Source organism: Runella sp., assembly GCF_965279615.1.
Classification (GTDB): domain Bacteria; phylum Bacteroidota; class Bacteroidia; order Cytophagales; family Spirosomataceae; genus Runella.
Window position 1 is genome coordinate 4,865,958 of the sequence record NZ_OZ257252.1, and the last position, 15,531, is coordinate 4,881,488.

Sequence of the window (15,531 nt, forward strand, 5' to 3'; positions counted from 1 at the left end):
ACGGAGAATGGAAAACGACTTTAAGTTTCGTTTTCCATTGTTCCGTTCTACTGTTTTTCCGTACTCCGTTTACTTTATTCTGTTTTCAAACTTTTGACGGGATTCATCAATGCTGCTTTAATGGATTGAAAACTTACCGTCAGCAAAGCAATGGCAATGGCACTAACGCCGGCCAATACAAATACCCACCAGTTGATTTCTATTCGATATGCAAAATCTTCCAACCATTTTGTCATGCCCCAATAGCCCAGCGGAAATGCCACAACGCAGGCGATCAGGATCAGTTTCAGAAAATCTTTGGATAACAAGCCAATGATCTGCCCGATATTGGCACCCAACACTTTGCGCACGCCGATCTCTTTGGTGCGTTGTTCGGCCGTAAACGTGGCCAAACCGAACAGCCCCAAACAGGCAATGAAAATGGTCAATCCGGCAAAAATGGACAGAATCTTACTCGTCTTTTGTTCTGCGATGTAGGTTTTGGTAAAAAGCTCATCCATAAAAGCATACGAAAAAGGCTCTTCTACGTTGAATTTCGCCCAACGGCTTTTCATAGACGCCAAAAGCCCTGCAATATCTTTGGTTTTTACTTTTACAATAAGGCCCCAATTGTTTTCATGCACCATCAAAAGCGGAGCAATGGATTCATGAAGCGATTTGAAATGGAAATCATTGACCACGCCGATCACTTGGTAGACCTTCTTTTTGCCATCATTGGTGACAAGGCGCGTTACATTGTGCCCCACGGCGTTTTTGCCCCAACCAAAGGCTTTGGCAGCCGCTTCATTGATGATCATTCCCGAAGAATCGGCTCCGAATTCTTTGGCGAAATTTCTACCTGCCACCATTTTCATGCCCATCGTTGGAATGTAATGATCGTCAACGCCATATTGCAGCGTGCGCATCATTTGGTCTTCGTTATTTTCAGGATATGCCAACGAATTGTTTGAATTGGTGGGGCCGGCGGGTTTGTAGGGCGAAGTGGTTACATCGGCTACCCGACTGTCTTTTAAGAGTTCATCCCGAAAAATAGTTTCATTTTTGCCCAACGCCCATGAGTTGCCCAAGACCAGCAATTGGTCTTTATCGTAGCCTAAATTCTTGGTTTGGATATAGGAAAGTTGCTGATAAACAATGGTTGTTCCGACAATAAGACAAATGGAAATGCAGAATTGAAACACTACGAGGCCACTGCGCAATCCGGCGCTTTTATTATTGCCGGCAAAGCGTCCTTTCAATACCGCCATTGGCTTAAAGGAGGAAAGGAAAAAGGCCGGATAGCTTCCCGCCAATACGCCGACTCCTAAGCCAAACACCAAAAGAACAAGCAAAATGAGTGGATTGGAGGTAAAACCAACACTCAACTCTTTGCCCGATAGCTCATTGAAAACGGGTAAAGCTGCCTGAACCAGAATAATCGCCAAAAGTAAAGCGAACGAAGTCAGAAGGGTAGATTCCAGTAAAAATTGGCGTACCAATTCAAGTTTTTCCGAACCTAATACTTTGCGAACACCCACTTCTCTGGCTCTTTTTGAAGCACTTGCGGTGCTCAGATTCATGAAATTAATACAGGCGATGAGCAGCATGAACACTGCTATTGCCCCAAAAATGTAGACGTATTTGAGATCACCGCCGGCTTCCAATTCATTGGTGCCTTCCGAATGAAAATGAATATCGGTCAATTTTTGCAACTCAAAACCCAGTTCGTTTCCTTTGGCCCGAAACTGCGCCAAACTTACGCCCATGGCTTGCAGTATCTGTGCCCCCATGTGTTTTTCGACCATTTGGGGCATTTTGGCTTCTAATTTCTTATAATCATATCCTTCGGCCAATACTAAATACGTAAAGTAATTGGACGTCATCCATGAGGTAGATTTTGCTTCTGTATCGGAAGCCAACGACCCCAGCATATCAAAATGGAAATGAGAATTGGCGGGAATTTTATCAAATACTCCTGTGACTTTGAAAGGAGGATTCTCGTCGCCTTTCTTGGAATAGATCAGTTTACCAATCGGGTCTTCATTGCCGAAATATTTTTCTGCGGTTGCTTTCGACAGCACCATACAGTTAGGCTGCGTCAACGCCGTTTTTGGATTGCCTTTCAAAAACGGAATGGTGAATACATCAAAAAAATTAGCATCGACTAAGGCTAGCTTACCATCATTGAAATACTTTTCGCCGACAAATACCCTTGGCACACCAAAATTGCGCAGTCGCGTAGCCTGTTCCACTTCGGCGTAATCGTTTTTTAATGCCTGTGCCGTGGGCGGCATGACAAAAGATTCGTTGATTTTTCCTCCGTTGATATTGGCTTTAAAAACGATTCGGACAATTCGGTCGGCTTTTTCGTTGAATCGGTCATAGCTTAATTCATCTTTGACAAAAAGGCTGATGACCAAACAGGTAGCGATTCCGATGGCTAAACCGAAGATGTTGATAAACGAATAGACCTTGTTTTTGACAAGATTTCTATAAGCGATTTTGAAATAGTTACGGAGCATGGCTTTTTACGTTTTTGCAACCCACAGGTCACATAGTTTTTATTGATTTATTTGTTCTATGTGACAGGTGTTTCAATCGTTTGGTTACAACATTAGTCTGTTTTTAAGGATTTTACCGGATTCATCAATGCTGCCTTAATAGACTGAAAACCAACGGTAAAAAAGGCAACCAATACTGCCAGTCCGCCCGCAGCGGCAAAAACCCACCACGAAATGGAAATACGATAGGCAAAATCCTGTAACCATTTATCCATGAAATAATACGCAATGGGTGAGGCAATAAAAATGGCAACGAGTACCAGCAATAGAAAATCTTTGGAAAGCAAAGCCGTAATGCTTGTAACCGAAGCGCCCAACACTTTCCGAATACCGATCTCTTTGGTGCGCGATTCTACGGTAAACGTAGCCAGACCAAACAACCCCAAACAGGCAATGAAAATAGCCCACAGCGAAGCCGTCGTGAAAATGTTGCTGTACTGTTGCTCCGAAACGTAGAGTTTGTTGAAATTCTCGTCCACAAAGAAGTAGTCGAAAGGATTTCCTGTAAAGTAATTTTTATAGAGTTTATCCAATGCCGCGATTTTTTCGGGCATCCGGTCGGCTGTCAGGCGAATGGTAAAGTAGGCGTTGTTATTTTGTGGATAAAAAATGATCGGATCAATGGCTTTCTGTAAACCCGTATGATGATAATCTTTCACCACGCCGATGATCTCAAGGTAGCGCTCGTCCCATTTGATCTTGGTGCGGATTGCCTGTTCGGGCGAGGTAAAACCCAACTGCTGAATGGCGCGCTCGTTCAGCAATACTTTGCTGTTCTGATTCCATTCTACATTGCACTCTTCAGCGGTGAAATTTCGACCGGCTTTGAGCCCTATTTCGTAGGTTTTTAGAAAACGTTCGCCGATAATGGCAAACGAGTAGGTTTTGAATTCATCACCCGATTTGGAGTTGGGCTGCGTAAATCCGGCCGTGGAAAAGTTGTACCAACCGCTCGGAATGCTTCCCGACGTGCAGTAATCCTTTACAAAACTTTGCTGCGTAAGCTCGTTCCAAAAGGCGTTTTTACGCAGTTTATACGTGCTGTCTTTGCCGATTTCAGGTCCGCGAACCACCAGGAGTTGCTGCGTATTCATTCCCAAATTTTGGCTTTGCATGTAATTCAATTGGTTGTAAATAACCATCGTAGCCAATACCAACGTAATGGAAATAGAAAACTGAGCTACTACCAGAGACTTCCGAAGAAAAGCGCCTTTGGAGGTTCTGGTCAATTTACCTTTCAGCGTTTTGATGGGATTGAAATTGGATAAGGCAAAAGCTGTATAAGCTCCGGATGCCAATGAACCAACCACTACTATCGCCAAACCCCATATCCAGACAGTGCTGTAACCCAAGGTTTTAAGTGAGAGCGGTTTATCAAGCAATTCATTGAAAAATGGTTGAAGCAGGGCAACCAATACAAAAGCTAAAGCAAATCCTAAGCTGTTTACCAACATGGATTCTCCCAAAAACTGCTTTATCAAATGCCCTTGGGTAGCGCCGATCACTTTGCGTACACCTACTTCGTTGGCACGTTTGAGGGAGTTGGCGGTTGAAAGATTGATGTAATTGAACCAACCGATGACCAAGATCAAAAACGCAATTCCTCCAAGCATATACACGTATTTGAGATTCCCCAAGGTAAGGAGCGTATCATTGAGGGATGCCGCCAAATGCACATTTTTGAACGCCTGCAACCGAAAGCGAACGCCATCTTTTTCCTTGCCCAATTCATTACGCATTGCGGTCAGCTTGGCTTCAAAAGCGGTGGGATTTACTCCTTTGTTGAGCTGAAAGAACAAATTAGTGTATTGAGAATCAATGTTTTCGGTGTTTGCCCAATCGTTGCCTTCCAAATTGCCTGCAATGGTTAAGGTTTCCAATGAAAACACCATGTCGTATCGGATGTCGGAATTGTCGGGCATATCGGTGTAGACGCCTTCTACTGTAAAGGGAGTCGTGCCGAACTGATTCGAAAGAATCATTACTTTGCCCATCGGGTTTTGCGTACCGAAATATTTTTTGGCGGTGGTTTCCGAAACAAAAATCGTATTGGGTTTAGCTAATGATTTAGCTTGACCGGCTTTGAGCGGAAAGCTGAAAAATGAGAAGAAATTTCCTTCGACGTAGGCAATGTTTCGTTCGCGGAACGATTCATCTTTCGCTCCTTCTTTTTTAACAATGCCTTGAGCGATGCCGTCGGCAAAACGGCAATAGGCTTTAATGTCCGGAAAACGTTGTTTGGCGCGCGATGCCCAACCCGGCTCCACTTCTCCCCACGTGATGCCTTTGGGATCTTCATTCAGCAGCCGATACATGTTTGGCAGACCGGCATGAAACTGATTGAAACTCTTCTCGTGGCTGACATATTCAAGGATCAACAAAAAAGCCGCGATCCCCATGGCCAGACCTGCAATGTTGATGAAGCTGTACACCTTGTTCCGAACCAAATTACGAAACGCGATTTTGAGGTAGTTTTGAAGCATGGTTTCGGAGGTTTGAGCAAGAAAAAAAGAAGGAGAGAACACGACTTCATTCTCTCCTTCCGGGGATTTGTTTAGGGCTTACACAAAGGCGTGCATGGGTTGTTCAAATAACAAAATTCGTTCATGGCTGTATGAAACAGTAACTGTTGTATAACGAGTTGGAGGTATTGAATGGCTGTTAATAACCTCTTATATATTTCTGTTACTGTTATTTCCAAATCCGTACCAAAAACATAAAATGCTGATTGTCAGTAATTGATAAAATATAATACATAAAAAAATGTCCGTTTATGGACATTTTCAGTTCGTTTATGGACATTGAGAAAAGGCGAAGCGTTAATAAGGAGCAGTATAATAACGTAACGAAGAGTGTCCCATAGGGACTGCCTGTTTGTAGCACCAATATCAGATTCCATTCCATAAAGTGTGCCGTAGGTACACCCCAAATGTGGCATACCTACAGCATGCCGGACAGCTTTATGCATTTTTTATTCTACAAACAGGTAGTCCCTACGGGACTTTTTCAGAAAAAACTATTCATATCTATAGCTTCTTTTCAAGCAAGTAGGAATATAGATTCTTTTTTTATTCGCTTTTCAAACTCGTCACCGGATTGACTAACGCAGCCTTGACTGCCTGAAACGTCACTGTGGACAGAGCGATGACGACGGCCAACACGCCCGCCAAAATGAAAATATCGGCACTTACGTCGGTTTGGTAAGCAAACCCCTGTAACCATTGGTGAATGATGTAATAGGCAATGGGAAAAGCAATACCATTGGCGATCAGTACCAAGCGAAGAAAATCTTTGGAAAGCAACGAGACAATGTTCACCACACTCGCACCAAGCACTTTACGTACGCCGATCTCTTTCGTTTTTTGTTCGGCAGTAAACGTGATCAGCCCAAAAAGACCCATGCAGGCAATGAAAATGGCAATGCCCGTAAAGCCCGCAAACAGGTGTCCCATGCGTTGTTCGGCGCGGTATTGTTTATTGAAAGCTTCGTCCAGAAAGTAATAATCGAAGGGCACTTCCGGTTCGTATTTTTTATAAAGCCGGTCAATGGATGCTATTTTTTGTTGAAAATCAGTTTTGGGATCCAATCGCAAATAGAGCGATTTCAGACTCGTGGTATCTTTGACAACCTTAAACATCATTGCCTCGATCTTGGATTGCAAAGAAGTAAAATTGAAATCTTTCAAAATACCCACGATTTCGGCTTTTTCGTTCGATAGTTCCAGCTTTTTTCCAATGGGTTTGTCCGCAATTTTGAGCTTTCCAACGGCCGTTTCATTGATGAGGATGCGGCTGCCGATGGCCAATTCATTCATCTCGGCAGGTTTGGTTTTCCATTCCAATTCCAACAGTTCCAGAAAATTCTCGTCTACCGTCATGTTGTTGATGCTCACATCCTCGTTCGTGGTCGGAGTTTTGGTAAAAAACATGTTCCATCCGCCGTTGAATAAACTCATGGAAGAGGCCCCGATCTTCTGAATACCGGCCGATTGCGTCAAATCATTGCGGAAAGCGGCGTAATGTTTCTGCGCTTCTTTGGATAATGGAATAACCAACACCTGTTGCTTATTCATACCGATTTTCTTGGTTTGTAAGTAGTTCAACTGCCTTTGAACCACTACACTAAACACAATCAACACAACAGAAACGGCAAATTGAAAGACGATAAAACTACGCCGCAAAGCAGCACCCTGATTAGCCGACGAAAATTTCCCTTTCAGAATCAACAATGGTGAAAATTTCGACAACAGCAACGCCGGATAAGAGCCGGCGATCAAGGCAGTAACCATCACTAACCCCAACAAAATAGATAAAAACAAGGGACTTGTGACAAATGAATCATCAATGTTTAAATCAAGCAAACCATAAAATGATTGCTTTAAAACTTGAAACAGTACCAGTGCCAATACGAATGAAATCAGACTAACGATAATGGATTCGCCATAAAATTGAGACGCCAGATTGTTGCGATTCGCGCCGAGTACTTTGCGAACACCCACTTCTTTGGCGCGAATAGTGGAACGGGCCGTGGTAAGACTCATGTAATTGATAAGCGCCAGCAAAAGCACAATACCCGCAATGCACAGAAAGAGCATGACGTACTTGGTATTGGACAAATCACCCCAATTATCTCCTAAATGCATGTTAACCAATGGCGCCAACATGAACTGAGAATGGTTTTCCAACATTCCTTTCTTGTCGGTGAGGAGCTTGGGAATTACCTTTTCGACCTTAGCAACCGATTCCGGTTTATTAAGCAAAAAATAGGTTTCGTAATTTCCCGTTCCTACCACATCGTCGGATTCAACTTGGTTAGGGTTACTACGTTTCATCATGGCATCGAACGTGGAAAGCGAGGCGATGAAATCGTAATGGATCGAAGAATTGGTAGGGAATTTTTTGACAACGCCCGTTACATTCAAAAGGTCGGTTTTGTTATACGTCAGCGTCTTGCCGACAGCATTTTCGTTTCCAAAATATTTTTGGGCAATTTCTTCCGTAATGACTACAGAATTAGGCTCGGTAAGTGCCGATTGCGGATTGCCTTCCAGAAAATCAAATCCAAATATTTTGAAAAGAGAGGGTTCGGAGAAATAGAAGTTTTTCTCAAAGAAATGGTGATTCTCGTCCGATTTGATAACCATATCGTCCCGAAACAAAAGTCCGACCCGCGCAAATTCTTCCACTTCCGGATTGGCTTGTTTCACGGCAGGCCCAAAGTTTTTGGACAGTCGATTGAATTGTATCTGATTACCTCCAAAATTCATTCGGACCAATGTATGAAAAATGTGGTCGCTGTTAGGATGGAAGCGGTCAAAACTCATTTCGTGCGAAACATACAGCAGGATCAGCATGCTTACGGCCATTCCCGTGGCAAGGCCTGCAATGTTAATAAAACTGAACACCTTGTTTTTCAACAGGTTTCGGATGGCGATTTTAAAGTAATTGCGCAACATGATTTCTAAAGTTTAGGAAGAATGTAAATGTAGGGGCAGGCCTCGCGTCTGCCCAAATTCGCAAAATCGGGGCAAACATGAATTGGGCAGAGGCAAACGGTATCGCGCGGGCGCTCCCGGCCGCAGCGGGCCTGACCCTACGGTTATTCAGATTTTAATGATTTCACGGGATTCATCAACGCGGCTTTGATGCTTTGAAAACTAATGGTGGCAATGGCAATGAAAACGGCCAGGATGGCCGCAACCACAAACATCCACCAATTGATTTCAATATGATAGGCAAAGTTCTGCAGCCACAGATTCATGGCGTAATAGGCTAATGGTGAAGCAATAACAATCGCTATCATCACCAATTTCAAAAAGTCTTTTGACAGCAATGCCGTAATGCCCGCCACCGAAGCGCCTAAAACTTTACGAATGCCAATTTCCTTCGTGCGAATTTCGGTCGTAAAGGTGACCAAACTGAAAAGCCCCAAACTTGACACCAAAATCGTTAGAAAGGCAAAAGCATTGAACAAAACCATCATCAGGCGGTCTTTTTCATACTGTTCTTCAATGGTTGTATCTAAAAAAGAATACTCAAAAGGGTCGTAAGGAAAATGTTGTTGCCATACTTTCTTCACCATTGCCAAATGTTCAGCTTTGGTTTTCAGCATCAGATTATTGGGTGGGGTACTATTATAAGCCATGACCAGCGGCTTTACCAAATTGTGCAACGAGCGATAATGAAAGTTTTTGACTACTCCTATAACTTTGCCCTTTTTGCCAAATCCTTCCATTGATTGGCCGAGAGGTTGCTTCCAGCCACTCATTTTGACAAATGCTTCATTGATCAGAAAGCCACCTTTTTTGTCGGAAGTATTGGAAAGCATTAAGTTGCGACCTGCGATTATTTTCATGCCAAGCAACGGCACATAATGTTCATCTATGAAAGAATAATAAACCATGATCTCCCTTCTTTTACCGGTGGAGGTAAAGATTGCGGGCCCTATGGAAGCAGGCTCAAGACCTGAACTGACGGTAATGTCTTGAATTTGGGGATATTGACGTAGTGTGGCGGCCAATGCGTACCCTTTGGTTTTGGCCAGAGAATCAGCAGGTAATTGCACGGTCAGCACATGATTTTTGTCAAAGCCCGGGGAATGAGTTTGCAAAAAATCCATTTGTCGATAAATCACCAGTACGCCTACGATCATCCCAACAGCCAATACAAATTGAAATACTGTAATACTTTGACGCAGCCAAACGGCTTTGCCGGTTCCGATAACTGACCCTCGAAGTGCTTCGGCCGGGCGGAAAGCGGAGACAATAAAGGCGGGGTAGAGGCCGCCCAGAAGCGTAGTAATGCCTAGCCCCAGCACGATCCATATGCTGATTTCCAACAAAGTAGTTTGAAGTTTTATTGCCAATAAATCATTCAAAATAGGAATGGCGATCTGTAAAAGCAACACACTGAAAACTACGGAAAGCGTGCTTATGAGCAATGATTCAAACAAAAATTGCCGAATCAATTGTGCTCTGAATGCACCGTTCGCTTTTCTGATGCCCACTTCTTTGGCACGTTCGGTGGCGCGAGCCGTGAGCAGACTGATGTAATTAAGCAATGCGATCACCAGTACAAACGCGGCCAAAAAAGAGAAAAGATAGCTGTATTGTTTGTCGCCTTTGGGTGTGTCATCCAGTTTTCCCTGACTATAATGGACATCGTTCAGCGATTCTGTTTGGAACTCCAATGAATACCCTTCATCGCCCATTTGTTTCAATTCAGGCTGTATATAGCGCTGACTAAGGACGTTTAAATTTTTCTCAAATGCTTTTAAATTCGTTTCCCTCCGTAGTAAGACATACGTAAATGTCGAGATGTCATCCATTATCCACGTTTTGACTTTTGAAAAGTCATGTGATAACAAAGCGTTGATTTTCAGGTCGGTATTAGAAGGCAAAGGAGCCAAGACGCCCGTGATCTGATAAAGCACTTTGTTGATTTTAAGCGTTTGACCTACGACGTTGTTATGTCCAAAGTATTTTTTTGCCAGCGCCTCCGTAATCACTGCGGTGTTGGGTTGAGTCAATGCTCGATTCATGTTGCCTACCACCAATGGATACGAAAATACCTCAAATATGGCTTGGTCTGCATAAAACACATCATCCTCATTAAACAGCTTGTTTTTCTGCTGAATAGTAGCGGCAATAGAATGAAAACGCACTGCTTTTTCTACTTCGGGATAATCGCGATTGAGAAAAGAGGCTAAAAGAGCCGGAGTGCCGGCCACTACAATAGGGTCTTCAGGCGTTTTCAGGAAAGAGGTGATTCTAACAATTCGGTCGGCATGTTTGTGAAACCCATCATACGTCAGCTCATGGCGCACGTACAAAGACATCAACAAACAGGCCGCCAAGCCAACGGCCAATCCAAGGATATTGATACTGCTGTACAATTTATGCCGCCAAAGGCTTCTTAATGCGATTTTAAAATAGTTTCGTAGCATGGATTTTAGGTTTCTTGATAATACGTAGGGGCAGGCCCGCTGCGGTTATTCTGATTTTAGGGATTTTACAGGATTCATCAGTGCAGCTTTGATACTTTGAAAGCTGACCGTCAGGATAGTAACAGACACGACCAACAGCGCCGTAACCACAAAAACCCACCATTCGATGTCAACTTTATAAGGGAAATCTTTCAACCAATTCGTCATTACATACCAGGCAACGGGTGAAGCGATCACCAAAGCAACCAACACAAGTCGAACGAATTCAAAAGAAAACAAACCTACGATCTGACCAACGGAAGCACCCAATACCTTGCGAATTCCTACCTCTTTTGTTTTTGATTCCGCCATAAATGTTACGACACCATACAAACCCAAGCAACCAATAAAAATGGCAATGCCCGCCAACAACCGAAACAGGGAATACATGCGCTCTTCGTTTTTGTAGAAGTTGTCCAGTCTTTGGTCCAGAAATTCGTATTTGAAGGCAAAATCAGGAAAAGTGGCATTCCAGTTTTTTTCAACTTCGCTGATGAGTCGACTGATGGATTGGGTACCTCCTTGTTGGGTTGCCAATTTAATGCCCAGTGAATGGTAAGCACTGCGGCGCGTAGTCAATACACAAGGGTTTGTTTCCTCATGCAGCGAGAACGTATTAAAATCTTTGACCACACCAACGACCGGTCGTTTGGTATTTCCGCCGCCGCCAATGGCCAAATACTTACCAATAATTTGGTTCGGGTTCCGAAGTCCTAATTTTTTTATCAATGACTCGTTGACGATAAGCTCGCGCATCGTGTCACCCGGCATATACATGCGTCCCGCGATCAGTTTCAGGCCGTAGGTGTTAATGTAAGAGGTATCGGCAAAACGCATTACGATTCCAAAATCTTCGTCTTTATCGGCGTTGTCAACCCGAACTCCCGACCACCAATTGCCGTCGGAAGAAGGTATTGAAATGCCATAACTCAACGACTTTACATTGGGTAAGGCGGCTATTTTGTTTCTCAACGTTTCCAGTTGTCCGGGTTTTTGCTCGGGTATATTGACCGTCAACACTGCCTCTTTGTTATACCCCAGATCGGCCGTTCGTACGTACGTCATTTGATTGTACGCGATAATGGTGCCGATAATGAGCATTTGCGAAATGGCAAACTGAAACACGATCAAGCCCCGGCGGAGCGTCAGTTGCTTTCCGCCGGTCATTTTCATTTTACCTTTTAACGCCAGAATAGGTTGGTAGCCCGACAAAACCATTGCCGGATAAAACCCTGCCAAAACGGTAGTTACTAAAGCCAAGATAAGTACAAAACCAATGACTGTAGGGTCAGATAATACCAATGCGTCCGCTTTAATATCCAACAATCCGGCTACATAAGGCATTGACAAATAGGCCAATAAAAAAGCTAAGCTGACAGCTAACGTTGTTAATAAACCTGTTTCACCCAAAAATTGCCGCACCAATTGCATTCTTGAGCTGCCCATTACTTTTCGCACACCCACCTCTTTGGCACGCCGTATGGCTTGCGCCGTGGCCAAATTGATAAAATTAACGCAGGCTGTGATCAAAATAAACAGCCCAATGAGCGCCATTGCCCAGATCATTTGCTTGCTGACGGTGCGCCCGGCGGAGTTGCCCGTGCGGGTATCGGTATGGATATTGGTCAGTGGTTGTAATTCAAATACAAACTTTTTGGCTTGTTCCGCTTCCATGTGTTTTTGTACAAAAGGTATCAGGCGTTTGTCTACCTGCGTTGCGGTCAGGTTTTCCGGCAATGCCATGTAGATCTGAGCGCCGCTGTAGGTAGAGCCCCAATCGTCCCACCCTCCGTTGGCTCCGTATTGTTTCAGTGAAGCAAACGACAACAAAACTTCAAAAGGCAAACTACTCGTCGCCGGAGGGTTTTCCACCACGCCCGTTACAACGAAATCCATCTTGTTTTCGACCCGAATGGATTTGCCTACCGGGTCAACGTTGCCGAAATATTTATGAGCTGCACGTTCCGAGAGCACTGCGGTGTTTGGATTGTTGACAGCGGTTTGGGGTTTTCCTTCTTTCCATTGATAATCAAATAATCGGAAGTATTCCGGTTCCACAAACGCAACAACCCCGCCTTCTTCCTGAAACTTATTGGCTTTTTTGTCATTCACTCTAATCAAAGCGCCATACAACTCATAAGCCATGGTCACTTGATTTTTGATCTCGGGAAAATCTGTACGCAGAGCGGCTAAACCGGGCAAGGGAACACCCGTATTGCGACCATCATCTTCTGAATCTTTGGAATAAGAGGTGAGGCGGTAAATATGATCGGCCTTGGCGTGGTGACGGTCGTAGCTCAATTCATACCGAATGGCCAAAAACAGCATCAGGCAACAAGCCAGCGCAAAGGTCAACCCGGCAACATTAATAATAGTGTAATTCCAACTGCGCTTTAGCGCACGGAAGGTAATGGTGAAATAATTTCTCAGCATGGCTTTTTAATTTTTGCAACCAAATAGGCACATAGGGTACATAGTTTGAACTTCGTTCATTTCTTTTCTATGTGCCCTATGTGCCTATGTGGTTGCACTATTCTGATTTTAACGATTTTACGGGGTTCATTAATGCCGCTTTGATACTCTGAAAACTCACCGTCAGGAAGGCAATTCCGACAGCTAAGAGGGCCGTAGCCACAAATATCCACCACGGAATACCAATGCGATAGGCAAAGTCGCTGAGCCATAGACTCATGGCGTACCATGCAACGGGAGAGGCAATAACAATGGCGATCACTACCAGTTTGATGAAATCTTTGGATAAAAGCGTAACCACGCTGCCCACGCTTGCGCCCAATACTTTTCGGATGCCGATCTCTTTGGCGCGTTGCTCGGCGGTATAAGTAGCCAAGGCAAACAAACCCAAACAGGAAATGAAAATGGAAATAGCCGCAAAAATCAAAAACAAGGTGCGTTGCTTTTGCTCGGCTTGGTATTGGTCGTTAAAACGTTCATCCAAAAAGGTGTATTCAAACGGATTGTTGGGGAAAAACTGCTTCCAAACCTTTTCAACGTGCGCAATGACCGACGGCAAATCGCCCGTTTTGGCACTGATCGACAACCGGCTGCGCCAGCCACGTTGCATGAACATGACCATCGGTGCAATTTTCTGGTGCAACGACTCGAAATGGAAATCTTTGGTAACTCCCACGACCTGCCCATCACGATTGCCGTATTTGAAACGTTGACCAATGGCCGCTTCATTGCTTTGCCAACCAATGGCTTTTACGGCCGCTTCGTTCAAAATAAAATTGGTGGTATCAGCCCCAAAATTCCGCGAAAAATCCCGACCTGCGGCCATTTTGATTTCGTAGGTACTGATGAAATCGTAATCCGTTGAAAGTCCTTTGATCTCGGTCTTGACGGGAGTGGTCGAATCGCCTTTGGTAACCGAAGCACCCATCGAATCCAGTAAACGGATGGTAGGAACGCGTGAGGAATGTGCTGCGTTGGTAATGCCCGAGTGTTGCTTGAGTTTTTGTTTCAAGGTTTCAAAATCAGCTTCCGAACTTCTAATGCCTGACATCACCAGAATCTGCTCTTTTTTGTAACCCGTTTTTTGGTTCATCATAAAATCAAGCTGATTGTAGACAATACTCGTACAAATGATCAATGTACAGGCAATGGCGAACTGCGTGATAACCAATACCTGCCGTAATTTTCCATTTTTGAGCGCATTGACAATACTTCCTTTCAGCACTTGAATGGGTTGGTAAGCGGTTAGGAAAAAGGCGGGGTAACTTCCTGCCGCAAGGCCCGTAAGTAAAACCGCTAACGTAGCAGTCAATAAAAATTGCCCGCTGAATAATTTCGTGAAAGAAAGACTTTTGTTGGTAAAATCATTGAGCGAAGGAAGCAATGAAGCGGTAGCAAGTAATGCCAAAACCAAGGCGAAAAACGTCACCAAAATAGATTCACTCAAAAACTGACCGATCAGCTGTTGGCGTAATGCCCCCACAGCTTTGCGCATTCCGACTTCTTTGGCGCGACTTGCCGAACGAGCCGTTGCCAAATTCATGTAATTGATACAGGCAATGAGCAAAATGAACAACGCAATGGCCGAGAAAATGTAAACGTATTTGATGTCGCCGCCGGGTTCAATTTCGTAATCCAAATGTGAATAAAGGTGAATATCAGGCACTTTTGTCAAGTGCAACTCCGAAGTTTTAGAGCCTTTTAAGCCGCTGCTTGATTGGGGCAAATGTTCGTCCAAAAAGGCAGGGAAAGTTTTTTCGAGTTTGGCCGGGTCATAGTTTGGCGGAAGTAAAAAATACGTGGCAAAATTGTTTCCGCCCCAATCCTGACGCATATTTTCTGCCCCGTACAGGCGTTCATCGTTGAGCGAAACGGCCGAAAGCAGCGCGTTGGGGTGAAAGTGAGATTGTGAAGGAAGCGGTTCGAAAACCCCCGTTACTCTAAAATCGTATTGATTGTTGAATTTAACAAGTTTGCCTACGGGGCTTGCCGTTCCAAAATATTTTTCAGCCAAGGGTTTCGTCAAAACAATCGTAAACGGATCTGAAAGAGCTTTGTCAGAATTTCCTTCCAATAGCTTGAAATCAAATACTTTGAAGACATTTTCCTCGGCAAAAAACAGTTTTTCTTCCGTATATTTTTTCTCTAAATTATCGGGCAAACGCATGGTTCCATCGTATTCCAGCAAACGCGTTATTTGCTCGGCTTCGGTAAAATCATTTTTAAGATGCGGGAAAAAAGCAGGTGCTATCGTGCCCAACCGCAGACTAATTTGACCATCAGAAGATTTAAAATAACGCGAAACCCGATAAATGCGGTCGGCATTTTTGTGGAAACGATCATAGCCAAGTTCATCGGTCACGTAGAGTGCGATGACCAAAAAACTTGTGAGCCCCAAGCTCAGACCGGCAATGTTAATAAACGTAAAGCCTTTGTGTTTCAAAAGGTTACGAAAGGCGATTTTGAGATAGTTGCGTAGCATGGTTTTTAAATGGTAGGGGCGGGGCTTGCCTCCGCCCAATTCGACGTATTGGG

General features: G+C 44.1%; 6 protein-coding genes. All 6 read right to left on the bottom strand.

Going from position 1 to position 15,531, the window contains the following annotated elements; translation table 11 throughout:
- Nucleotides 1–74: 74 nt before the first annotated feature.
- Nucleotides 75–2,501, bottom strand: a complete 2,427-nt coding sequence (locus tag ACQY73_RS20750; protein ID WP_428654471.1) for an ABC transporter permease — start codon at nucleotides 2,499–2,501, stop codon at nucleotides 75–77.
- Between the two features lie 92 nt (nucleotides 2,502–2,593).
- Nucleotides 2,594–5,023 (bottom strand): ABC transporter permease, encoded by a 2,430-nt coding sequence (locus ACQY73_RS20755; protein WP_428654474.1) that lies wholly within the window; start codon nucleotides 5,021–5,023, stop codon nucleotides 2,594–2,596.
- Between the two features lie 585 nt (nucleotides 5,024–5,608).
- Entirely contained in the window at nucleotides 5,609–7,996 is a 2,388-nt protein-coding gene (locus ACQY73_RS20760; protein WP_428654476.1) for an ABC transporter permease, read from the bottom strand.
- A 143-nt stretch (nucleotides 7,997–8,139) separates the two neighbouring features.
- Nucleotides 8,140–10,485: an ABC transporter permease gene (locus tag ACQY73_RS20765; RefSeq protein WP_428654478.1), complete on the bottom strand. Its 2,346-nt coding sequence runs from the start codon at nucleotides 10,483–10,485 to the stop codon at nucleotides 8,140–8,142.
- Between the two features lie 45 nt (nucleotides 10,486–10,530).
- Nucleotides 10,531–12,957, bottom strand: a complete 2,427-nt coding sequence (locus ACQY73_RS20770) for an ABC transporter permease (protein WP_428654480.1) — start codon at nucleotides 12,955–12,957, stop codon at nucleotides 10,531–10,533.
- 97 nt (nucleotides 12,958–13,054) lie between these two features.
- Nucleotides 13,055–15,478 (bottom strand): ABC transporter permease, encoded by a 2,424-nt coding sequence (locus ACQY73_RS20775; RefSeq protein ID WP_428654483.1) that lies wholly within the window; start codon nucleotides 15,476–15,478, stop codon nucleotides 13,055–13,057.
- Nucleotides 15,479–15,531 lie beyond the last annotated feature (53 nt).

Excerpts from the sequence above, each read along its gene's own strand:
- ACQY73_RS20770 (WP_428654480.1), bottom strand. The coding sequence starts at position 12,957 with ATGCTGAGAAATTATTTCACCATTACCTTCCGTGCGCTAAAGCGCAGT.
- ACQY73_RS20775 (WP_428654483.1), bottom strand. The coding sequence starts at position 15,478 with ATGCTACGCAACTATCTCAAAATCGCCTTTCGTAACCTTTTGAAACAC.
- ACQY73_RS20765 (WP_428654478.1), bottom strand. The coding sequence starts at position 10,485 with ATGCTACGAAACTATTTTAAAATCGCATTAAGAAGCCTTTGGCGGCAT.
- ACQY73_RS20760 (WP_428654476.1), bottom strand. The coding sequence starts at position 7,996 with ATGTTGCGCAATTACTTTAAAATCGCCATCCGAAACCTGTTGAAAAAC.
- ACQY73_RS20755 (WP_428654474.1), bottom strand. The coding sequence starts at position 5,023 with ATGCTTCAAAACTACCTCAAAATCGCGTTTCGTAATTTGGTTCGGAAC.
- ACQY73_RS20750 (WP_428654471.1), bottom strand. The coding sequence starts at position 2,501 with ATGCTCCGTAACTATTTCAAAATCGCTTATAGAAATCTTGTCAAAAAC.